General features: G+C 35.0%; 23 protein-coding genes. 17 read left to right on the plus strand and 6 right to left on the minus strand.

Translation table 11 applies throughout. The features are described 5' to 3' along the window. The first annotated feature begins 96 nt into the window (after positions 1-96). The 8 genes from cyoE to ACHRV5_RS10325 all read left to right on the plus strand — a co-directional run bounded on the left by cyoE (position 97) and on the right by ACHRV5_RS10325 (position 5,212). A complete protein-coding gene (gene cyoE, locus ACHRV5_RS10290; protein ID WP_047773125.1) occupies positions 97-999 on the plus strand; it encodes a heme o synthase in 903 nt (300 codons plus the stop codon). 2 nt (positions 1,000-1,001) lie between these two features. Then, positions 1,002-1,589 carry a cytochrome c oxidase subunit 3 gene (locus ACHRV5_RS10295; protein WP_047773126.1) on the plus strand — a complete coding sequence of 196 codons (588 nt, stop codon included), beginning with the start codon at positions 1,002-1,004 and terminating at the stop codon, positions 1,587-1,589. Between the two features lie 42 nt (positions 1,590-1,631). Beyond that, the gene (locus ACHRV5_RS10300) at positions 1,632-2,618 is read left to right on the plus strand and encodes a cytochrome c oxidase subunit 3 (RefSeq protein WP_047773128.1); all 987 of its coding nucleotides are present in this window, start codon (positions 1,632-1,634) and stop codon (positions 2,616-2,618) included. A gap of 18 nt (positions 2,619-2,636) precedes the next feature. Continuing rightward, a complete protein-coding gene (locus tag ACHRV5_RS10305; protein WP_047773130.1) occupies positions 2,637-2,987 on the plus strand; it encodes a cytochrome C oxidase subunit IV family protein in 351 nt (116 codons plus the stop codon). A 78-nt stretch (positions 2,988-3,065) separates the two neighbouring features. Further along, positions 3,066-3,707 carry a hypothetical protein gene (locus ACHRV5_RS10310; RefSeq protein WP_047773132.1) on the plus strand — a complete coding sequence of 214 codons (642 nt, stop codon included), beginning with the start codon at positions 3,066-3,068 and terminating at the stop codon, positions 3,705-3,707. A 12-nt stretch (positions 3,708-3,719) separates the two neighbouring features. Continuing rightward, positions 3,720-4,409, plus strand: coding sequence for an SCO family protein (locus ACHRV5_RS10315; RefSeq protein ID WP_230004533.1), 690 nt, complete (start codon positions 3,720-3,722; stop codon positions 4,407-4,409). Position 4,410: 1 nt separating this feature from the next. Continuing rightward, a complete protein-coding gene (locus tag ACHRV5_RS10320) occupies positions 4,411-4,953 on the plus strand; it encodes a DUF420 domain-containing protein (RefSeq protein WP_047773135.1) in 543 nt (180 codons plus the stop codon). Beyond that, positions 4,943-5,212: a hypothetical protein gene (locus ACHRV5_RS10325; RefSeq protein WP_047773137.1), complete on the plus strand. Its 270-nt coding sequence runs from the start codon at positions 4,943-4,945 to the stop codon at positions 5,210-5,212. The genes ACHRV5_RS10320 and ACHRV5_RS10325 overlap by 11 nt, the downstream gene beginning before the upstream one ends. 356 nt (positions 5,213-5,568) lie before the next feature. Here ACHRV5_RS10325 and ACHRV5_RS10330 read toward each other — a convergent pair whose 3' ends face one another. After that, complete coding sequence (locus tag ACHRV5_RS10330) at positions 5,569-6,975, minus strand: DUF4403 family protein (protein ID WP_395426671.1); 1,407 nt, start codon at positions 6,973-6,975, stop codon at positions 5,569-5,571. 174 nt (positions 6,976-7,149) lie between these two features. Between ACHRV5_RS10330 and ACHRV5_RS10335 the strand changes: the two genes are divergently transcribed. The 7 genes from ACHRV5_RS10335 (at position 7,150) to tsaB (ending at position 14,983) form a co-directional block, all read left to right on the plus strand. After that, the gene (locus ACHRV5_RS10335) at positions 7,150-7,851 is read left to right on the plus strand and encodes an ABC transporter ATP-binding protein (RefSeq protein ID WP_047773140.1); all 702 of its coding nucleotides are present in this window, start codon (positions 7,150-7,152) and stop codon (positions 7,849-7,851) included. Next, positions 7,844-9,088: an ABC transporter permease gene (locus ACHRV5_RS10340; RefSeq protein ID WP_047773141.1), complete on the plus strand. Its 1,245-nt coding sequence runs from the start codon at positions 7,844-7,846 to the stop codon at positions 9,086-9,088. The genes ACHRV5_RS10335 and ACHRV5_RS10340 overlap by 8 nt, the downstream gene beginning before the upstream one ends. A gap of 2 nt (positions 9,089-9,090) precedes the next feature. Next, complete coding sequence (locus ACHRV5_RS10345) at positions 9,091-10,356, plus strand: ABC transporter permease (protein WP_047773142.1); 1,266 nt, start codon at positions 9,091-9,093, stop codon at positions 10,354-10,356. A gap of 40 nt (positions 10,357-10,396) precedes the next feature. After that, positions 10,397-11,512 (plus strand): efflux RND transporter periplasmic adaptor subunit, encoded by a 1,116-nt coding sequence (locus tag ACHRV5_RS10350; RefSeq protein WP_047773143.1) that lies wholly within the window; start codon positions 10,397-10,399, stop codon positions 11,510-11,512. Positions 11,513-11,591: 79 nt separating this feature from the next. Then, a complete protein-coding gene (locus ACHRV5_RS10355) occupies positions 11,592-12,977 on the plus strand; it encodes a TolC family protein (RefSeq protein WP_395426672.1) in 1,386 nt (461 codons plus the stop codon). A gap of 6 nt (positions 12,978-12,983) precedes the next feature. Further along, complete coding sequence (locus tag ACHRV5_RS10360; RefSeq protein ID WP_230004536.1) at positions 12,984-14,276, plus strand: efflux RND transporter periplasmic adaptor subunit; 1,293 nt, start codon at positions 12,984-12,986, stop codon at positions 14,274-14,276. Between the two features lie 35 nt (positions 14,277-14,311). Next, positions 14,312-14,983 carry a tRNA (adenosine(37)-N6)-threonylcarbamoyltransferase complex dimerization subunit type 1 TsaB gene (gene tsaB, locus ACHRV5_RS10365; RefSeq protein WP_395426673.1) on the plus strand — a complete coding sequence of 224 codons (672 nt, stop codon included), beginning with the start codon at positions 14,312-14,314 and terminating at the stop codon, positions 14,981-14,983. 10 nt (positions 14,984-14,993) lie between these two features. Here the strand turns inward: tsaB and ACHRV5_RS10370 are convergent, their stop codons facing one another. From ACHRV5_RS10370 to ACHRV5_RS10380, 3 genes are all read right to left on the minus strand, one after another. Next, positions 14,994-15,806, minus strand: a complete 813-nt coding sequence (locus tag ACHRV5_RS10370; protein ID WP_395426674.1) for a mechanosensitive ion channel family protein — start codon at positions 15,804-15,806, stop codon at positions 14,994-14,996. A 92-nt stretch (positions 15,807-15,898) separates the two neighbouring features. Continuing rightward, positions 15,899-16,306, minus strand: a complete 408-nt coding sequence (locus tag ACHRV5_RS10375; RefSeq protein WP_395426675.1) for a YtxH domain-containing protein — start codon at positions 16,304-16,306, stop codon at positions 15,899-15,901. Between the two features lie 154 nt (positions 16,307-16,460). Next, positions 16,461-17,360: a NifU family protein gene (locus ACHRV5_RS10380; protein WP_395426676.1), complete on the minus strand. Its 900-nt coding sequence runs from the start codon at positions 17,358-17,360 to the stop codon at positions 16,461-16,463. A gap of 143 nt (positions 17,361-17,503) precedes the next feature. Between ACHRV5_RS10380 and ACHRV5_RS10385 the strand changes: the two genes are divergently transcribed. Together ACHRV5_RS10385 and ACHRV5_RS10390 are read left to right on the plus strand one after the other, a co-directional pair. Further along, complete coding sequence (locus ACHRV5_RS10385; protein WP_395426677.1) at positions 17,504-18,493, plus strand: type IX secretion system membrane protein PorP/SprF; 990 nt, start codon at positions 17,504-17,506, stop codon at positions 18,491-18,493. Between the two features lie 11 nt (positions 18,494-18,504). Continuing rightward, positions 18,505-19,023 (plus strand): gamma carbonic anhydrase family protein, encoded by a 519-nt coding sequence (locus ACHRV5_RS10390; protein WP_395426678.1) that lies wholly within the window; start codon positions 18,505-18,507, stop codon positions 19,021-19,023. Between the two features lie 19 nt (positions 19,024-19,042). On the opposite strand, the gene murI is transcribed toward ACHRV5_RS10390, so the two are convergent. Continuing rightward, positions 19,043-19,819, minus strand: coding sequence for a glutamate racemase (gene murI, locus ACHRV5_RS10395; protein ID WP_395426679.1), 777 nt, complete (start codon positions 19,817-19,819; stop codon positions 19,043-19,045). 663 nt (positions 19,820-20,482) lie between these two features. Then, complete coding sequence (locus tag ACHRV5_RS10400; RefSeq protein WP_205625349.1) at positions 20,483-20,986, minus strand: OmpH family outer membrane protein; 504 nt, start codon at positions 20,984-20,986, stop codon at positions 20,483-20,485. Positions 20,987-20,988 lie beyond the last annotated feature (2 nt).

Consider the following 20,988-nt stretch of genomic DNA (forward strand, 5'->3'; position numbering starts at 1 on the left):
GTTTTATTGAAAAAAATATAATTTTATAGGTTCTGATTCTATAATCAATTTGTACATTTGCACCACTCAAAAAAAACATTCAAAACAATTATCGTATTGAACGCTACTAAAAACACATTTTCATTTAAATCATTGTTTCTCGATTTTAAAGAGATCACTAAAGCTGGTTTAGCAATTAGTGTTTTGTTTTCTTCTATTGCGGGGTATTTGTTAGGTGTTAATGACGAGCATCCTTTTAAATGGAGTGTTCTGATCGTTTTGATGATAGGAGGATATTGCATGGTTGGAGCTTCAAATGCTTTTAATCAGGTAATCGAAAAAGATATCGACTCTTTAATGGATCGAACCAAAAACCGTCCCGTTCCTTCAGGGCGTATGTCTCCAAAAATGGCTTTGTTTGTAGCAAGTTTGTTAACCATTGTTGGAATTGCGTTGCTGTATAGCATCAATGCAAAATCGGCTATGTTTGCTGCTATTTCTATATTTTTATACACCAGTATCTACACGCCTTTAAAAACAGTGACGCCGTTGTCTGTTTTTGTTGGTGCTTTTCCGGGAGCAATTCCTTTTATGTTAGGATGGGTTGCAGCCAGCGGAGAATTTGGTATAGAAGCCGGAACCTTGTTTTTGATTCAGTTTTTCTGGCAATTCCCTCATTTTTGGGCAATTGGATGGTTTTTGTATGAAGATTATGAAAAAGCAGGAATCTTTATGCTTCCAACAGGAAGAAAAGACAAAGGAACTGCCATGCAAATTATGTTGTACACCGTTTGGTTGATTATAGCTTCTCTATTGCCATGTTTAGGGTATACCGGACAATTGTTTATCTCGCCGGTTGCCGCAATTTTGGTTTTCTTATTAGGATTATGGATGTTGTTTTATGCGGTACGATTGTACAAATTGCGAACTGCAAAGGCAGCAAGAACACTAATGTTGGTTAGTGTTTCGTATATTTCGTTATTGCAAATTATATATATAGTAGATAAATTTTTAAGATAGTTATGGAAATGACAATGAAAATAAGTGAAGAACAAGAAAGAAAATCAAAGTCGGCTAAGCTGATTTTGTTGTTCGCAATGGCAAGTATGACCATGATGTTTGGCGGTCTTACAAGTGCATTTGTAGTGAGCAGATCGAGACCGGATTGGTTGAAGAATTTTGAATTTCCAACAGCATTTTACTTTAGTACTGCTGTAATTATAGGATGTAGTGTTACTTTTTACTTGGCTAAAAAAGCCATTCAAAAGGACAATAGAAGCGCAACTACGGCTTTTCTTTTGGCTACATTAGCGTTGGGTGTTTTGTTTGTGGTTTTGCAATTTGTAGGATTTGGACAGATTGTAGAAAGTGGTTATTATTTTACAGGACAGGGTAGTTCAATTACTACAACTTTTCTTTATGTAGTTACCGTTACACACTTATTACACTTGGCTGGAGGGTTGATTTCACTTTTAATTATAATTTATAATCATTTTAAACAAAAATACAATTCGACTCAAACTCTTGGTATAGAACTAGGTGCGATGTATTGGCACTTTTTGGATTTATTATGGGTATTATTATTTTTATTTTTATATTTCTTTAAATAAGAAAAAAACGTAAATTTGGGAACTTTTTAACGAATATCTTTTATGAAAGCGACAGTTACTACTGCAAATAACGACGAAAAAACTTGGGGAGGCGGTCATGAGATCCAGCCATTAGGAGCAAGTTATGGTAAAATGATGATGTGGTTTTTTATCGTGTCAGATGCCTTGACATTCTCTGGATTCCTTGCTGCTTATGGTTTTTCAAGATTTAAATTTATTGAAACCTGGCCTTTGGCTGATGAAGTGTTTACTCACTTTCCATTTATGCACGGCGTTTCGGCTCCGATGTATTATGTAGCCTTAATGACTTTTATTTTGATTTTCTCATCTGTAACTATGGTGTTAGCGGTTGATGCAGGTCATCAATTGAAAAAAACAAAAGTTGCAATCTACATGTTCTTAACTATTATTGGAGGTTTTATTTTCGTTGGCTCACAAGCTTGGGAATGGAAAAACTTCATTAAAGGAGAATATGGTGCTGTTGAAACAGCAGGAGGAAGTTTGTTGCAGTTCGTTGATAAAGACGGTAAAAGAGTAGCTTTAGCTGACTTTGCTGTTAAATTACCGGAGCAAAGAGAAGCTTTGACCAGAAGTAAAACTTCTTGGTTCATGGAAGATACTGAAACAGTAGCTTCTTATTCTGTTGCTGAAGTTCAGGCTGGTTTTAAAGCACACCCTGAATTGTTGGTGAGAACAGAAAAATTGACAGAGAAAAAGAAAAAAACTGTTTTAGACAGAGCCGAATCTGAAGCTCGTTTAAGTACTGCGAAATATGTAGTAGAAGGTGCAAACCTGACTAGAAATGAATACGGAAGTAAATTGTTTGCTGATTTCTTTTTCTTCATTACAGGATTCCACGGATTCCACGTATTTTCTGGAGTTATCATCAATATCATTATCTTCTTTAATGTATTGTTAGGAACTTACGAGAAAAGAAAAAGCTATGAAATGGTAGAGAAAGTTGGTTTATACTGGCACTTTGTCGATTTAGTTTGGGTATTTGTATTTACAGTTTTCTACTTAGTTTAATTTTAGATTTTAATTATTATGTCACACGAGCACGTATCAAATACAAAAAGAATCTGGTCTGTTTTTCTATTATTGTCTATGGTAACTACTGTAGAGGTAATCTTAGGGATCTACAAACCTGGAGTTTTAGAATTTAATCATTTTGTAGGATTGAATTTATTGAACTGGATATTTTATATCTTAACTATATACAAGGCATACTACATTGTATGGGCATTTATGCACATGGAAGGTGAAACAAGTAGTCTTAGATGGTCTGTCGTATCACCGGTTATTTTCCTGGTTTTATATTTATTATTTATTTTACTTACAGAAGGACATTATATTTATGGTGTTTTTAAAGATTCTACTATTAAATGGAATTTTTAACATGATATTAATTCGAAAAGAGGCTCCGTTTAACGGAGCTTTTTTTATTTTTGTACCTCAATAACTTCTACTGAAATAATGAAAAAAAATATAGTTCTCTTTGTGCTTTTTGTTTTACCAATTGTCGCCTATTTATTTTTTGCCTCAGGAGTAAACAGTTTTACTACACTTCCCGTAATAACGCCAAAAATCAAGGATTTTGGAGATTGGAAATCTTTAGACGGTAAAAAAGTTTCGCTCGATAAAAAGATCACCGTTTTAGGTTTTTCTGGCGATGATATTTTAGCCAATCGCGGTAATTACTTTAACTTAAACGAGAAAATATACAAACGCTACTACGGTTTCGAAGACCTTCAGTTTGTGGTGCTTTGTCCAACCGGTACCGAAGTGGAAGCACAGAAAGTATTAGATGCTCTGAAACCTTTTACAGATGTGTCAGGATGGAAGTTTGTTTTTGCATCACCTGACGAAATCAAAGCCTTTTACAAGCAACTCAATTTAAAAGGGAAACTGGATGATACCTTAGGGACTTCCAATGTCTACATCATTGATAAAGAAAGAAATTTGAGAGGCAGAAAAGATAAGAAAGACTACAAAGAAGGATACGATACTTTTCACCCGTCTGAATTGAGTAACGAAATGTTAGATGATTTTAAGATTATCTTATATGAATATCGTGCCGCTCTTAAAAAGAATCACAATGCCACTAAACAACTTTAAATTTCAATCATAATGTTTAAAAATAAATCATATATCGGAATTTCGTTTATTGTTTTAATCTTTGGAATTTACGCTGTGCCAAAAATTGTGGACAGGGTAACAAAAGGAGAAATTGTTAAAGGGAATCGCCTGGATAATGTTGGTTTGAAAGATTCAAAATCGGCAGCAAAATTGCTTACGATAGGACCGGCACCTAAGTTTGAATTGACCAATCAGGAGGATAAGAAAATCTCAAACGAATCGTACAAAGGAAAAGTATATGTACTGGAGTTTTTCTTCACCACCTGTCCTTCTATCTGTCCAAAGATGAATTTGAGTATGTTGGAAATCGAGAAAACATTTTTCGGAAATCCTAATTTCGGAATCGTTTCTATTACAATTGACCCAGGTCATGATACACCTCAGGTTTTGAAAGATCACGCTAAATTACTTGGAGTAAAATCGTCTAATTGGAATTTCCTGACGGGTGATAAAGCAACAATTATGGATTTGTCCAATAAAGGCTTTAATCTGTATGCAGGTGAAAATGCCAAAGTAAATGGCGGTTTCGAACATTCCGGTTTGTTTGCCTTAATTGACAAAGATGGAAACATTCGTTGTCGTAAAGACGAATTCGGGAATCCGATTTTGTATTATGACGGATTAGACAAAAAAGGCGTTAGAGACATTCAGGAAGATATTAAAATATTATTAGAAGAATAAAATGGAAGACAATTCATTAGAAAAAAAGTACAGCAAGTTAATTATTGCAGTTTCAATTATAATTCCGCTTGTAGTAGCTATTTTGTTTGGAGTTAAATTAAAAGATTTAGGATACGATGTAGAACCCTTATCATTTTTGCCTCCAATTTATGCTACAACAAACGGTATTACGGCGATTGTTTTAGTTTTGGCTGTAATCGCTATTAAAAACGGAAATCAAAAGCTACACAAAGGGTTAATGACGTTTGCTATTGCATTGTCGGTTGCCTTTTTGGTAATGTATGTGGCTTATCACATGACTTCTGATTCGACTAAATTTGGTGGCGAAGGAGTAATACGTTATGTGTATTTCTTTATTTTGGTAACACACATTTTATTGTCTATTGCTATCATACCGTTGGTGTTAATTACTTATGTGAGAGCCTTGGCAAAACGATTTGACAGGCATAAAAAAATTGCAAAAATTACGTTTCCGCTTTGGTTGTACGTTGCTGTGACGGGTGTGGTGGTTTATTTAATGATATCTCCTTATTATGTTTACTAAAAATAAAATTCAAAGTTCGAATTCCAAATTCCAAACGTTTGTTTTTGGAGTTTGTTTTTTCCTTTTGGCAATTTCAGCCAATGCGCAATGCGCCATGTGTCGTGCTGCTTTGTCAGGGGATTCAAATATAAAAAAAGCAGAGGCCGTAAATGATGGAATTGTTTATCTAATGGTAATTCCTTATCTGTTGGTCGTAATAATTGGCTTTCTGATTTACAAAATGTACAAGTCAAAAAAGAAAACAAAGCTGTCTGAATAGACGGCTTTTTTTTTGAGATCGTTTTTTTAAGGTTTAGAGGAGCAAATGAACAAAGGTTCAAAATTGGGGACTTTACGTAAATCCTTTGGGCTTTGTGGTTAGAAAAACACAAGAAAAAACGCAAAGCTAGCAATGATTTTTTTACACGCAGATTTGCTTCGCCAGTTCGCTATCGCTCGGGTAGCGGATTAGGCTGATCTGTTTACCTTTTATAAAAATCTGTTCAATCTGCTAAATCTGCGTGCAAAAGAAAAACTTTGCGCTCTTTGCGTCAAAAAAATAACCGTTTTCAAAGTAATAAAAGGCTTTGCGAACCTTACGGTTAAAAAACAACTATTATACAGTCTCCTCTCAATCTATTTCAACCCATCCACCGAAACATTAACGGTACCGTTTATCTTTATAAAAGCAATAATAGCCTGATTGGTCAATTGTATTTTATCAAATTGAATGTCTTCCATTTTTCCGTTTACAAAAACACCAGGCATCGGAGAGTAGTTTTTAAGATAGGCAGCCATACTTTTTTTGCCCTCATCCAAATTAGGTTGAATAGAATAACGACAGCTTTCTTCCATTTTTCTTAAAATGTATCCTTGAGCCAACCAGCTTGCAGTGCGCATTAGCTTGCTCTTGGTATCTAAAACATAATCCAGTTTGTCAAAATAAATTTCTTTGGTTTGTGGGTTGTATTGAGGAAATCCGTTTAGATAAATAGTTCCGTTAATAGATCCCAGAACATCCAGCGCAATGACCATTTTGTCGTTTTTGTGCCAAATGGCTACATTTTTTACCGTAATTTTTTTGCTTCCCGATCCAAATTCCTGACCTGCAAAATTTTTGGTCATGATTTTAGAAGCATCGGTATAAGTTGAAATAGCAGCAATATTGGCCGAAATTTGATTTGGAATTTTAGCGACAGGTTTTAAAACAATCTTATTGGCATTAAATTTTGATTCCGGTTGTTTGCCGACAATGGTTTCCATATTACACTTCATTCCCATGTCCAATAAAAACTGATCATTTTTAAGTTTTGCATTGGTAGCATACACTTCGATCGGAACAATGCGCAACCAGCTTTCGTAGGTGTCACTCATTTGAAAAGGAGTACAGATTTTTTCTAAAGCAGATAAAACATTAGGTTTAAAATCCATAGATTTTTCGATCGCGTCATCTATGCTTTTTTCAATTTTAGATTTAAAAATAGAGATTGCCGGATTAATTAAATAGGTAATTGGCAGGCTTTTTCCAAAAACCAGCATGGTAGGACTTTCGTTCCAATCCAGAGATTTGAACTCCGTTTTGGTATTCAGTTTCCAGTTTGTTAAAGCCACTTCACTTGAGAGGGTGATTACACCATTCAGATTAAACTCACGAATGTCGTAAAGTTCAACGCCTAATTTCTTGGTACCGATTCGGTATTTAACAGTTGCTTTTAGCGGCAGGATCGTTTTTATTTTTTTATCGGGATTTGCAGGATCATTTTGAATTTTAATGGGAGCCAGTTTCCAGATTTTCATTTCGATATCATCGTCTTCTATGTTGGTATCCTCATAAATTAAACCATTCAAAATAGTATTCGTCTGGTTTTCTATATCTCGAAGTTTTACCGTAATGGGTAAGTTTATAAACGATGGATTGCTTTCATAAACCAAAGGGCTGGCGTCATCCGGCTCCGGTTTTAAAGTTTCTAATTTTTGAGTAGAAGAGCATCCAACAAGTAGATTAAGTACCGTGAACAGGGAAAGAGCAGAAAGAAACTTCATTAGTGCGATTTTTTAGTAATGCAAAATTAAGAAAACAATTATATTATCTTAAAAAAGTGTAACAATTGATAAGAAATGGAGTCTTATTGAAATAGTAAGGCAGAATTATTAACGTTTTCTTACCACAACTGACTTAATAAAAATGTTATTATTGTTTTAAAATTTAACAATACCATGATTGAAATCAAAGATTTGCACAAGTCCTATAAGATGGGAAGTTCAGAGTTACATGTGTTAAAAGGAATTAATTTTAATATTGCAGAAGGCGAATTGGTTGCTATCATGGGGTCCTCGGGTTCTGGAAAGTCGACACTTCTTAATATTTTAGGAATTTTAGATGAGGCAGATTCGGGCAGTTATATTTTAGATAAAACACCAATCAAAAAACTGAACGAAACGATAGCTTCAAAATATCGGAATAAATTTTTAGGATTTGTTTTTCAATCGTTCAATTTGATCAATTATAAAACGGCACTTGATAACGTTGCTATGCCCTTGTATTATCAGGGAGTAAAAAGAAAAGAGCGTTATGATATTGCAATGAAATATCTGGAAAAAGTAGGTTTAGGGACGCACTCGCATCACTTGCCAAGTGAACTTTCCGGAGGTCAGAAACAACGTGTGGCTATTGCACGAGCGCTAGCCTCAAACCCAAAAGTGCTGTTGGCAGATGAGCCAACCGGTGCTTTAGATACTAAAACTTCGTATGAAGTAATGGAACTTATTCAGGGAATTAATGATGAGGGTAAAACGATCCTGATTGTAACCCATGAGCCCGACATTGCCGCAATGTGCAAAAGAAATGTGGTCCTGAAAGACGGATTAATTATCGACGATAAAATGGTAGAACAAGTTAGAGCTACATCTTATGTTTAATATTGAACGTTGGCACGAAATATTTGAAGCCATTTCCAAAAACAAGTTGAGAACCTTTCTTACGGGAATTTCTGTGGCTTCAGGAATTTTTATTCTGGTGATTTTACTTGGAGCAGGAAAAGGACTTCAGAATGGAATTGAAAAACAATTTGAACGCGACGCTGCGGGGATTATTGAAGTTTGGAGTAATACAACAACAAAAGAGTATAAGGGTTTAAATCCCGGAAGACAGATACAGTTTAGAAATAGTGATTACTCGCAATCCATTCAGAAATTTGAAGATAAATTAGATAAAAGAGCTTCAACCTTTAATTTTTGGGGAGCAGTTATTTCATATGGAAAAGAATCGGGGGCTTATCAATATAGAGGGGTTGATCCGGATTATGGAGACATAGAAAATGTTACGGTTGTAGAAGGGCGATTTATAAATAGTAGAGATCTTGCTAAAAATGAAAAAGTCGCTGTTATTGGAATGAAGGTTAAAACGGATTTGTTTAAAGGGAAAGAAGCGCTTGGGGAGGAGATTTCAATAAGTAACATTAATTTTAAAGTAGTAGGGGTCTTTACAGATCCTGCTGGTGAAAGAGAGGAAACAAGAGCTTATCTGCCATTAACTACTGTGCAAAGAGCTTTTGGAGGAGGAGATAAAATTAGTAATTTGTTTTTTACTCTAAAAAAGACAGATGATTATGATCAAGCTTTGGCACAATCAAGAAAGTTTACAGAGGATTTAAAGCAATTATTAAAAAGTAAAAATATTATTGCACCTGATGATGATAGTGCAATAGGAGTGAATAATACAGTTGAAGATGCCAAACAAGTTTATGATTTAAATCTGTACATCAGATTGTTCTTTTGGTGGGTAGGTATCTGTACCATTGTTGCCGGAGTTGTGGGGGTAAGTAATATTATGTTGATCATTGTAAAAGAGCGAACAAAAGAAATAGGAATCAGAAAAGCATTGGGAGCGTCACCGTTTTCTATTATTTCGATGATCCTTCACGAGTCTATTTTTATTACTACAATAGCAGGTTTTGTTGGTTTACTGGCAAGTTTATTATTGTTGGAATTTGTTGGGCCAATGGTTCAAAGTGAATATTTTCAAAATCCTCAAGTTGATTTTACGGTGGCCTTAACCACGTTGGTTTTACTGGTATTTGCAGGAGCAATGGCCGGCTTTTTTCCAGCATACAGAGCCGCCAAAATTAAACCTATTGTAGCACTTAGAGACGAATAATTATGTTTAAAAAAGATAATTGGGATGAAATTTTACAGGCCTTAACAGCCAATGTCTTTAGGACAGTGCTTACAGCATTTGGGGTGTTTTGGGGGATATTTATTCTTGTAATACTGCTAGCGGCAGGAAATGGTTTAGAAAACGGAGTTAAAAAAGGTTTTGACGGAATTGCGACCAACACTATGTTTATGTGGAGTCAGACGACCTCAAAAGCTTATAAAGGTTTACCTAAAACCCGTCGTTACGATTTCAGAAACAGCGATGTTATGGCTTTAAAACAGGCGTTTCCGGATTTGTTATATGTTTCACCAAGAAATCAGTTGGGTGATTTTAACGGAACTAATAATGTCGTTCGTGGTACCAAAACGTCCTCTTTTACGGTTTATGGCGATTATCCGGAGTTGATCAAGCAACAACCGATGGATATTATAAAAGGTCGTTTTGTAAATCAGCAGGATATTGCCGAAAGAAGAAAAGTCGCGGTTATTGGTAAAGGCGTGATCACGGAACTGTACGGAAAAGAAGAAGAATCGATCGGGAGTTACGTAAAAATAAACGGAATTAATTTTATGGTAATTGGCGTTTATAAATCCAAACAACAGGGAGGGAATGCAGAACAGGAACAGAAAAATATTTTTGTTCCGTTTACGACTTTTCAACAAGCTTTTAATTTTGGAGATAAAGTGGGCTGGATGGCGCTTACGGCAAGAGACGAGGTGTCGATTACAGATTTAAAACCAAAAATTTTAGAATTGATCAGAGCACTGCATTCGGTAAATCCTACAGATGACAGGGCGGTGGGAAATTTTGACTTGTACGAACAATTTAAGAAGGTGCAAAGTTTGTTTGACATTCTAAAAATCATTGCTTATTTTGTGGGAACCTTAGTTTTAATATCAGGGGTAATTGGGATCTCTAACATTATGCTTATCGTAGTAAAAGAACGTACAAAAGAAATTGGAATCCGAAGAGCCTTAGGAGCAACACCGGCAGCCATCAGGGGGCAAATTTTATCAGAGTCTATCTTTTTAACTATTATCTCGGGGATGTTAGGAATAGCAGTAGCAACCGGAATTATAGCGATTCTGAACCTGGTTTTAGATTCTATGCCACCTGATAGTAATACCATGTTTGCCAGTCCAAGCGTAGATTTAGGAGTAGTGTTTGTAGCATTATTAATATTAGTTGGATCGGGTTTGCTGGCAGGATTTATTCCGGCGCAGACCGCAATCAATGTAAAGCCTGTAGATGCTTTACGAGCAGAATAAATTATCAATCAAAAAAATAATCGATTAAACCAAAAACAAAATGAAAAAAGGAGTAACGGTAACTATTTTAATTTTTATTGCTGTAGTTTTCTTTGGCGCACTATATTACTTGTACGCTAAAAATCAGGAGTCACCTATCGTCTTCAAAACGGAGAAAGCAGAAATTAAAACGATTGTAAAAAATACCATAGCGACAGGTAATATTCAACCGAATGAAGAGGTGTTAATCAAACCAAATATTTCGGGTATTATCGAAGAAGTGTATATCAAAGCAGGAGAAAAAATCAAGGCTGGTGATATGATTGCGAAAATTAGAGTAGTAGCCAATGTGTCTAATGTAAGCAGTACACAAAATCAGGTACAAACGGCTAAAATTGCTTTAGACAATCAGGAGAAAATCTTTAAAAGACAAAAAACGTTATTCGATAAAGATGTTATTTCGGCAAACGATTTTGATGCTGCACAATTGGCTTACACACAAGCCAAACAAACTTATCTGGCAGCCAAACAAAGTTTAGATATTGTAAAAACAGGAACAACAACTTCTTTGGGAAATTATGCTAATACGCTAATTCGTTCTACGGTAAACGGAATGGTTCTGGCTGTTCCCGTGAAAGTGGGGAATCAGGTTATTGAAAGTAATAACTTTAATGAAGGAACTACAATTGCAAGTGTTGCCGATGTTGGAAGAATGATCTTTATTGGAAAAATTGACGAATCTGAGGTAGGAAAAATAAAAGAAAATTTGGCGATTGAAATTACAGTCGGAGCGATTGAAAACAAAAAGTTTGAAGCTGTTTTAACGGATATAGCGCCAAAAGGAGTAGTGGAGAATGGAGCAATTCAATTTGAAATTAAAGCATCATTGCCTAATAAAGAGAAAACTTTTATCAGAGCCGGTTTGAGTGCAAATGCGTCTATCATTTTAGAAAAAGCAGAGAAAGTACTTGCTATTAAAGAATCATTAGTTCAATTTGACAAAAAGACACAAAAACCTTATGTAGAGATTGAGACAACGCCTCAAAAGTTTAAAAGAAAAGATTTAGTTTTGGGGGTAAGTGATGGGATTTATGTTCAAATTAAGAGTGGTATTAAGAGTACAGACAATATTAAAATCTGGAATCAGGGCCTGATAACAGAGGGGGAGAAGAAATAATTTAAAAATTTGTAGATTTTTTGCTTTTAAAATAAGTTAAATTTGTGTAGTATTGATGCTATACTATCATTCAAAATATATGAAAATAAATAAATACAACACTCTTGTTTTTACAATGCTTCTTGGATTTGGATTATCAGGTCAGGCGCAAACAAAAAAATGGACTTTAGAAGAATGCGTGAGATACGCAATGGAAAATAATATCACAATTAAAAATACAGAATTAGATATTAAAAACGCAGCTATTGATAAAAGAGGGGCAATCGGTAGTTTTTTACCAAATATAAGCGGAACTGCTTCCCACTCTTGGAATATAGGTCTGAACGTAAATCCTGTTACCAATATTGCTGCAACGCAGACAACACAATATTCATCAATTGGAGTGAATGCCGGAGTAGATATTTACAAGGGGTTACAAAATCAAAATGCACTTAGAAAAGCGAATCTTTCAATCGTGGCTTCAAAGTATCAGCTGCTTAAAATGCAGGAAGATATTGGTTTAAATGTGGCAAATGCTTTTCTGCAGATTCTTTTTAATAAAGAAAATCTAAAGGTAAAAACAGAGCAATTGTCTATCGATGAAAAAAGACTTACCCGCTCTGAAGAAATGGTAAATGCGGGTACAATTCCTCGTGGTGATTTGTTTGACTTAATGGCTACAGTTGCTACAGATAAGCAAAACATTATTATTGCCGAGAATAGTTTATTGATTTCTAAGTTAAGTTTGGCACAGCTTTTACAGCTTAAAGAATTTACAGAATTTGATGTTATTGATGATACCAATGCGAAAGATGAAAATAATATCATGGCACAAAGTCCAACTGATATTTATAATAAAGCAAAAGAAATCAGAACAGAATTAAAATTAGCACAGACTAATCTTGAAATTGCTGAAAAGAACGTTGCTATTGCAAAAGGAGCCTATCAGCCGACACTTGCAGGTTTTTATAGCTTTAATACAAGAGCAAGTTATAGTGAAATACCAGTTGGTAAAGATGCTGATGGAAACATTATTTATGGTAATGCACTTCCTGTTTTTCAGCAATTTAGTGATAATAAAGGACATAATTTTGGTGTTCAATTGAATGTTCCGATTTTTAATGGCTTCTCCGTTAGAAATAATGTAGAACGTAATAAAGTAAGTTTAGAGAAATCTAAAATAGATTTAGAGCAAAAAAGTTTAGATTTGCAGCGTAATGTTTATACTGCCTTTACAGATGCAAAAGGGGCTTTAAATGCGTATGAATCATCTAATGTAACTTTAGAAGCAAGACAACAAGCTTATAATTATGCAAAAGAAAAATATGACGTAGGTTTAATGAATTCATTTGATTTTACACAGTCTCAAACCTTGTTGACCAATGCACAATCAGATGTTATCAGGACTAAATATGATTACATGTTTAAGATTAAAATAATTGAGTTTTATTTCGGAATTCCAATTGTCCCAATTATCACAAAATAATTTAGTATGTCAAAAAAAACAATTTATTTCTTAGTCGGCGGTGCGATGGTTGTTATCGCAGTTTTGGTTTTTCTTTCAAAATCGGGTGTACTGGGAAATAAGGATAAAGGAAAAGAGGTAGAGATTTCAAAAGTAGTAGCTTCAACAGTTGTTGAAACGGTTTCTGCTACAGGTAAAATTCAACCCGAAATTGAAGTGAAAATAGCTTCAATGGTCTCGGGAGAAATCATTGCATTAAATGTAAAAGAAGGGCAAGTTGTTAAAAAAGGAGATTTGCTTGTTAAAATAAATCCGGATTTATATACTTCCGGATTAGATCGTTCCGTGGCTAACTTAGCGGGATCTAAAGCAGGTTTAACACAATCTGATGCTAGTTTTAAAGAAGCTAAATCAAATTATGAGAGAAATAAAACCTTGTATGATAAAGGCGTAATTTCAAAATCAGATTGGGACAAAGCGGTCGCTTCTTTTGAAGTAGCGAAAGCCACCAAACAAAATGCTTATTATAACGTACAAAGTGCTTCGGCTTCTGTAACTGAGGCAAAGGATAATTTGGGACGTACTACTATTTATGCTCCGGCTGATGGAACCATTTCTGTATTAAATGTAGAATTGGGAGAACGTGTTTTAGGAACACAACAAATGGCAGGAACAGAGTTGTTAAGAGTAGCGAACCTCAATAATATGGAGGTTGAAGTAGATGTAAATGAAAATGATATTGTAAAAATAAAAATTGGTGATGAAGCCAATGTTGAAGTGGATGCTTATCTGAAAAAGAAATTCAGAGGTGTTGTGACGAGTATTTCTAACTCAGCAAGTACCGCTTTGACTTCAGATCAGGTTACTAATTTTAAAGTTAAAGTTCGCATTTTAAAAGAATCTTATCAGGATTTATTAGAAGGTAAACCGTCCACCTATTCTCCTTTCAGACCAGGGATGACCGCTACGGTTGATATTAGTACACAGACGAGGAATAATGTTTTAGCAGTGCCAATTAGTGCTGTTGTGGTCAAATCGGATACCGCAGCTGTAAAGGATTTTACAGTAGAAGATCCTAATGAAGATAAAAAAGCAGCTCCAAAAAGCGATAAGAAATTTGAATGCGTTTTTGTGAAATCGGGCGATAAGGCCAAAATCAGAATCATCAAAACAGGTATTCAGGACGATACGAATATCGAAGTAATATCGGGTCTGAAACCAGGGGATGTTGTCATTACTGGGCCTTATACTACGGTTTCTAAAGATTTAAATTCGGGAGATAAAGTGAAGCTTAAAAAAGCAGATACTTCTAAAAAATAATTCAGGTTAAATAATTCAACTTAAAAAGTAATACATTGTCTTTTATTCTCAATATTGAAACCGCTACCAAAAATTGTTCTGTAGCAATTGCAAAAAATGGTGAAACAATTTTATGTAAAGAAATCGCAGAAGAGGGATATTCCCATGCCGAAAAATTACATGTTTTCATCGAAGAAGTAATTGCCGAAGCGGGGATTTCTGTTCAAGATTTAGCAGCAGTAGCGGTAAGTCAAGGACCGGGTTCTTATACCGGTTTACGAATTGGAGTTTCGGCTGCAAAAGGCTTGTGTTACGCATTAAACGTTCCATTGATTGCGGTTGATACCTTATTGACTTTGGCTTCTCAGGCTCAGGTTACGGATGGGAAAATTATCCCCATGCTTGACGCAAGAAGAATGGAAGTGTACAGCGAGATTTTTAATGCTAAATTAGAAGTTGAAAGAGCAATTCAGGCAGAAGTTATAGACGAAAATTCTTTTGGAGACATCAGTGAGACGATCTATTTTGTTGGAGATTGCGCCGAAAAAGGCAAAGCAGTTCTGACAAAAGAAAATTTTATTTTTTTAGAGAATATCAAATATCCTTCGGCAGCAGCAATGAGTAAAATCAGTTTTGATAAATATCAAAAAAGCGACACCGTAGATGTCGCTTACTTTGAACCTTATTACTTAAAAGATTTTATGATGACTACGCCATCAAAAAAATAAAAAGTACTTCTTATTTTTGAATGGTGTACGGTTGAATTGCAATTCCGGCTTCATCTAAAGCAGTTTTGCAATTTTCCAGAGTTTGAGAGAAAACAACACCATAATTTTCATTCTTTGCCCACGGACGTACCGAAAATTCGATGGCACTTGTTGTTAGGTTTTTAACGAAAACTTCAGGAGCAGGATTTTTAAGGACGTTAGGGTTTTTAGTTAAAACCTCTAAAAGCACTTCTTTCGCTTTTTTAATGTCTGAATCATAAGAAACAGCAAAAGTTAAATCAGCTCTTCTTTCTCCCTGCATGGAGTAGTTAATGATTGTTCCGTTAGACAATGAACCGTTAGGAACAAAAACCGTTTGGTTGTTGGCAGTTAACATCTTAGTAACGAAAATCTGAATTTCAACTACAGTTGCGATTACACCTTGTGCTTCAATAGTGTCTCCAACTTTAAAAGGTTTGAAAACAATAATCAACATTCCTCCTGCAAAATTAGAAAGAGAACCTTGTAAGGATAAACCAACTGCAAGTCCCATTGCTCCTAAAATGGCAACAAACGAAGAAGTTTCAATTCCAAGTTTTGAAATAAAAGTTACAAATAATAAAATTCGTAAAGCCCATAGTAGAATGTCAGCAAGAAATTTAGTTAAGGTAGGGTCTAGATTTCTCTTAACCATTATCTTTCTAATGATTCTGTTTATTAATCTTATGGCGTATAAGCCGATAAATAAAATTACAAATGCCGAAATGAATTTTGGCGAATAATCAAGTAATACGTCCACGAATTTGTTGGCGTAATTACTAATCTGATCTGAATTGATGTACATATTATAAGAATAAAAAAACCTTCTCAATAGAGAAGGTATATTAGTGGTGCAAATATAAAGATATTTATTTTTATAAGAAAAGATGTGGCTTTTTATTCCTTGTCTGTAGCCTCATCAGCAATCTCATCTTTGGCTATTACGGTTTTTTCATTAACATCGGCTACAGTATCTGAGATAGCGGTTTTGGTTTCTCCGGTTAGCTCACCTGCTTTTTCTTTTACAGAATCAATAACGTCACTTATAGAGTCAGAAGCTTTTTCAACATATTCGCTAACTGTTTCTTTGGCCTGACTGGCATATTCTGCAGCAGTATTAAGTAGCGGTTCCGAAGCTTCTTTGGCTTTGGCCAGCGTTTCTTCAGCAAAAGTCTCTGCTTGGTCTATATAGGGTGCAGCAGCTTCTTTAGCCTGTTCAAAAGTACTTTCTGCCTGATTGGCCAAATCGGTGGCTGATTCTTTGGCGGTGCCAAATAAATTCTTGAAAAACGAAGATAATCCCATAGTTTCTGATTTTGATTGGTTTATGCTACAATATTAATTATTTCTACAGAATTTATAGTATTATAATTGAAATAATTTACTGAAAATTAGAGAGATAGGGTGAAATAAAAAAAGCGCCTCGATGAAGGCGCTTCTGTTTTTATGCTTTTTTGTTTTATGCGTTTACAGCTTCTACTTTAATCGCTTCATCGTTTAACATGCTTTTTAGCATGTTTTCGATACCGCTTTTTAGTGTAAAAGTAGAGGAAGGACAACCACTGCAAGCTCCTTGTAAAATTACTTTTACCGTTTTGTCATTTTCATTATAAGAGTCAAATGCAATATTACCACCATCAGCTGCTACTGCAGGTTTTACGTATTCTTCCAGGATATTAATGATTTGCTGAGAAGTAACATCTAATTTGTCAAAAGCTTCATCTTTAGTGATGTCGTTTTTAGTAGCCACTTCGATTAATGTTTCATCTAAAACAGTTCCTCCGTTTTCAATGAACTGTTTGATGAAAGTTCGTACTTCAAGTGTGATTTCCTGCCAGTCATTGATGTCATATTTAGTTACCGAAATATAGTTTTCATCAATAAAAACTTCTTTAACATAAGGAAATTTAAACAATTCCTTTGCCAATGGAGAAGAAGCAGTCTGGTCAATGTTTTTGTATTCAACAGCATTTCGGGTCAGCATTCTGCTAACTACGAATTTTAATGCCGCAGGATTTGGAGTTGTTTCGCCATAAACCGTAATAGGCTGTTTTTTAGTACTGCTTTCCTCAATTTTTATGATCACACCACCTTTGTCTACAAAAGACTCGATTTGTTCTGCTACAGCGTCTTTTACATCATCCCATTCCACAATACTGTATCTTTCAATAGCAATAAAATTCCCTGAGATATAAACTGTTTTTACAAACGGAAGATAGAACAATTGCTGCGCCAATGGCGAAGATTGTGCGTCATCGATATTTTTGAATTCAAAGTTTTGATTCTGAGTGATGAAATCTTCAAATTCGAACTTTAAGATCGTTGGATTTTGAGTTTCTTTTATAGTGATTTTTGTCATGAGCTTTATTTTTTTGCAAATTTAGTAAAGTTATTTTCTACTAATACCTATATTTGGTTTTTTAATAAAATAATTAAGACTCTTTTCAAATTAATCGTATAAAATGCGAAGAGTTGTAAGTATATCTAAGCAAAGTTGCCTTTATGGAATTTAGAATCAGAGTATTATTTGTTTTTTTGATTACCTCTCTTTATTCTTATTCACAAGAAGGAATCCCCGTATATTCAGATTACTTGTCTGATAATTATTATTTAATCCACCCTTCGATGGCTGGCGCGGCAAATTGTGCTAAAATCAGACTTACGGCCAGAAAACAATGGTTTGGCCAGGAGGATGCTCCATCTTTGCAAACATTAAGTTTTAATGGTAGGATAGGAGAGCGATCCGGAGCCGGAATTATTGTTTTTAACGATAAAAACGGATACCATTCTCAAAAAGGTTTTAAGCTTACCTACGCACATCATATCATGTTCTCCAGAGACGAAATCGATTTGAATCAGCTTTCTTTTGGAATTAGTGGGGGATTGATTCAGAATCAGTTGGATGAAACACAATTCGGAACAACTTTTGACCCGCTTATTTTCGGTTCTGTGCAAAAAGATTCTTATTTTAATGTTGATGTAGGAGCTTCTTATAACTATCTGAATTTTTATGCTCACGCTACTGTTCAGGGATTATTGGAGACCAGAAGACAATTGTACAGTGATCTTGAAAGTGATAACCTGAGAAAGTTGCTGCTTAGTGTAGGGTATGTTTTTGGTAAGAAGGAGAATATAACCTGGGAACCTTCTGTTTTATTTCAATACTTTGATAAGACCAAAGAAAAATCAATTGATTTAAATTTAAAAGCTTACAAAAACATGGATTTTGGAAGTTTATGGGCAGCATTGTCTTATAGAAGAAGTTTTGATGGAGCTGAATATAGCCCGGGAAGTGGAGTTGCTTCTCAGAAATTACAATATATTACACCTATAATAGGTATAAATTATAAAAATTTCATGTTTGCCTATACTTATTCTCAAGTTACGGGTAATGTGAAATTTGATACTGGTGGTTACCATCAGATTACTTTGGGAATCAATTTGTTTTGTAAAAAGGAACGTTACGATTGTAATTGTCCTGCTATTAATTAAAAATCTTTTTTATGTTAATTAAATCTGTAAAAGGAAAATCACCTGCAATTCCTGAGGATTGTTATGTGGCCGAAAATGCAACTATTGTCGGAGATGTTACTTTTGGAGACTCTTGCAGCGTTTGGTTCAATGCTGTTATTCGCGGTGATGTTCACTATATTAAAATCGGAAATAAAGTTAATATTCAGGACGGAGCCGTTATTCATTGCACCTATCAAAAGCATCCGACTATTATAGGTAATAATGTTTCAATAGGTCATAATGCAATTGTTCATGGCTGCACGGTTCATGACAATGTTTTAATCGGAATGGGCGCTATCGTAATGGACAACTGTGTGATCGAAAGCAACTCTATAGTAGCAGCCGGTGCTGTTTTAACGCAAAATACGGTGGTGACTTCAGGAAGCATTTATGCAGGTGTTCCGGCTAGAAAGGTAAAAGAAATTGACCAGTCTGACTTTGCCGGCGAAATCGAACGCATTTCGAACAATTATGTTATGTATTCCGGTTGGTTTAAAGACGAAGAATAATTTACAAAAGGATTTGTTCTTAAAAATCCTTTTGTATAACCTCGTATTTGTCGTTTAAGATCGATTTTAAAACCGATGGATTTGAATTGACATAAAAGACAGATTCGCTTTTTTCTGCAGCTGTAAAGCCCACTTTTTCGCGTAATACATTTTGAGTCTGACGTGCTACAGCTTCCCCTGAATCTATAATCTGAATGTGTTCCGGCAGGATTTTTTTGATTTGTGGAATTAAGTACGGATAATGACTGCATCCTAAAACCAAATAATCAATATTAGCCTCGATCATAGGTTGCAGATAAGTTTCTAATAATTGCGTCATTTCTGGCGAATTAAGATTACCCTCTTCAATAAGCTGAACGAGTCCATGACCTACTTGTTCAATGATGGTCGTGTTCTGAAACATTTCGGCAGTTTTGTTAAACAACTCACTGTTGAGAGTGCCTTGAGTAGCGAGGATCCCAATAACCTGTGTTTTCGAATTCGTAGCGGCAGGTTTTATAGCAGGTTCAATTCCGATAAAAGGAATGTTGTAGCTTGCACGAAGTTCACGAATAGCATTTGTAGTAGCAGTATTGCAGGCAACCACAATTAGTTTGCAATTGTTTTCGATTAAAAAATCAACATTTTTTTTGCTTAGTGCTACAATTTCTTCCTTGGTTTTTTGACCGTAGGGCGCATTTTTGCTGTCAGCTAAGTAAATGGTTCTTTCATTCGGAAGTAGTTCATGAATGGCACTCCAAATGGAAGTTCCTCCGATACCGGAATCAAAAACACCTATAGGATTATTATTCGTCATAAAGCAAAGTTACATATTTCTGCGTTTCTCTACAATCCGGATTTTAAATAAAAATAAGATTTAAGGAAGAATAAAAAGGCGTGATGGATGTAGTTGGTTAAAACGATTCTGAAGGTAGAAACTTGTAGTAAATGTACTCTGAAATCTGTAAAATGTATGTTGAGGTTTGTCAATTTCGAGCGAAGTCGAGAAATCACAGTAGAAACTCCGTACAGTTTGTCATCCTGAGGGACGAAGGATCTTCGTTTGCTGAATCGATACCGTTGGGCTTTACTTTACGGAATTACTTGTGAAGATACTTCGTACCTCAGTATGACAAAATTGAGAAAAATAGAAACCTCGTACAGTTTGTCATCCTGAGGTACGAAGGATCTACGTCTGTCGAATCGATACCGTTAAGCTTCACTTTACGGAATTACTTGAGAAGATACTTCGTCCCTCAGTATGACAAAATTGTGGAAAATAGAAACGGAGCAGCTAATGTGATTTCTCATTCTTCGAAATGACATAGACAAGCACAGCTTTGACTTCTCCATAACTTTTAGGTTTGAAATTTGGAATTTCAAAAATTTGGAATTTAACCCTTGTGGTCATTGCTCTAAAATAAAAAAACGGCTCCAACTTAAAAAGCAGAGCCGTTTTTTTATAATAAGAAAGTGTTTCTTAGAATCCTAAGTCTTTTTTAACGTCAGCTGTAACGTTTGGACCGTCAGCTAATAAAAGAGTAGAACCGTCTAATACGTATTGGAAACCTTTAGCTTTTCCAACTTTTTGAATAGAAGCTCTTACTTTTTCCATTAATGGTTTAACGATATCAGTTTCTTTTTGTTGTAGTTCTTTTTGTGCATTGTCTCTGTAATCAACAATTCTTTTTTGCATGTCTTGAACTTCTTTAGAACGCTCACCGTTTACAGCTTCTGTTACTGTTGCAGCTTCAGCCTCATACTTTTTGATTTTTACTTGATATTCGTCAACCATTTTTTTGTATTCAGCATCATATGTACCACTTAATTTTTGTAGTTGGTTTTGTGCGTCAAGCATTGCAGGCATTTTCGACATAATCTCGCTAACATCAACATGGGCTACCTTAGCTTGTGCGTTCATTGTGTTACTTGCTCCTAATATTAGCATAGCAGCGATTAGTAAAGTTTTGATTTGTTTCATCATTT

This window comes from Flavobacterium sp. FlaQc-52, assembly GCF_044007495.1.
In the GTDB taxonomy this organism is placed as follows: domain Bacteria; phylum Bacteroidota; class Bacteroidia; order Flavobacteriales; family Flavobacteriaceae; genus Flavobacterium; species Flavobacterium cupriresistens.

Excerpts from the sequence above, each read along its gene's own strand:
- murI (WP_395426679.1), bottom strand. The coding sequence starts at position 19,819 with ATGACGAATAATAATCCTATAGGTGTTTTTGATTCCGGTATCGGAGGA.
- ACHRV5_RS10315 (WP_230004533.1), top strand. The coding sequence starts at position 3,720 with ATGTTTAAAAATAAATCATATATCGGAATTTCGTTTATTGTTTTAATC.
- ACHRV5_RS10355 (WP_395426672.1), top strand. The coding sequence starts at position 11,592 with ATGAAAATAAATAAATACAACACTCTTGTTTTTACAATGCTTCTTGGA.
- ACHRV5_RS10390 (WP_395426678.1), top strand. The coding sequence starts at position 18,505 with ATGTTAATTAAATCTGTAAAAGGAAAATCACCTGCAATTCCTGAGGAT.
- ACHRV5_RS10295 (WP_047773126.1), top strand. The coding sequence starts at position 1,002 with ATGGAAATGACAATGAAAATAAGTGAAGAACAAGAAAGAAAATCAAAG.
- ACHRV5_RS10380 (WP_395426676.1), bottom strand. The coding sequence starts at position 17,360 with ATGACAAAAATCACTATAAAAGAAACTCAAAATCCAACGATCTTAAAG.
- ACHRV5_RS10370 (WP_395426674.1), bottom strand. The coding sequence starts at position 15,806 with ATGTACATCAATTCAGATCAGATTAGTAATTACGCCAACAAATTCGTG.
- ACHRV5_RS10385 (WP_395426677.1), top strand. The coding sequence starts at position 17,504 with ATGGAATTTAGAATCAGAGTATTATTTGTTTTTTTGATTACCTCTCTT.
- ACHRV5_RS10345 (WP_047773142.1), top strand. The coding sequence starts at position 9,091 with ATGTTTAAAAAAGATAATTGGGATGAAATTTTACAGGCCTTAACAGCC.
- ACHRV5_RS10325 (WP_047773137.1), top strand. The coding sequence starts at position 4,943 with ATGTTTACTAAAAATAAAATTCAAAGTTCGAATTCCAAATTCCAAACG.
- ACHRV5_RS10360 (WP_230004536.1), top strand. The coding sequence starts at position 12,984 with ATGTCAAAAAAAACAATTTATTTCTTAGTCGGCGGTGCGATGGTTGTT.
- ACHRV5_RS10340 (WP_047773141.1), top strand. The coding sequence starts at position 7,844 with ATGTTTAATATTGAACGTTGGCACGAAATATTTGAAGCCATTTCCAAA.
- ACHRV5_RS10375 (WP_395426675.1), bottom strand. The coding sequence starts at position 16,306 with ATGGGATTATCTTCGTTTTTCAAGAATTTATTTGGCACCGCCAAAGAA.
- ACHRV5_RS10320 (WP_047773135.1), top strand. The coding sequence starts at position 4,411 with ATGGAAGACAATTCATTAGAAAAAAAGTACAGCAAGTTAATTATTGCA.
- ACHRV5_RS10335 (WP_047773140.1), top strand. The coding sequence starts at position 7,150 with ATGATTGAAATCAAAGATTTGCACAAGTCCTATAAGATGGGAAGTTCA.
- ACHRV5_RS10330 (WP_395426671.1), bottom strand. The coding sequence starts at position 6,975 with ATGAAGTTTCTTTCTGCTCTTTCCCTGTTCACGGTACTTAATCTACTT.
- ACHRV5_RS10300 (WP_047773128.1), top strand. The coding sequence starts at position 1,632 with ATGAAAGCGACAGTTACTACTGCAAATAACGACGAAAAAACTTGGGGA.
- ACHRV5_RS10400 (WP_205625349.1), bottom strand. The coding sequence starts at position 20,986 with ATGATGAAACAAATCAAAACTTTACTAATCGCTGCTATGCTAATATTA.
- ACHRV5_RS10310 (WP_047773132.1), top strand. The coding sequence starts at position 3,066 with ATGAAAAAAAATATAGTTCTCTTTGTGCTTTTTGTTTTACCAATTGTC.
- ACHRV5_RS10350 (WP_047773143.1), top strand. The coding sequence starts at position 10,397 with ATGAAAAAAGGAGTAACGGTAACTATTTTAATTTTTATTGCTGTAGTT.
- ACHRV5_RS10305 (WP_047773130.1), top strand. The coding sequence starts at position 2,637 with ATGTCACACGAGCACGTATCAAATACAAAAAGAATCTGGTCTGTTTTT.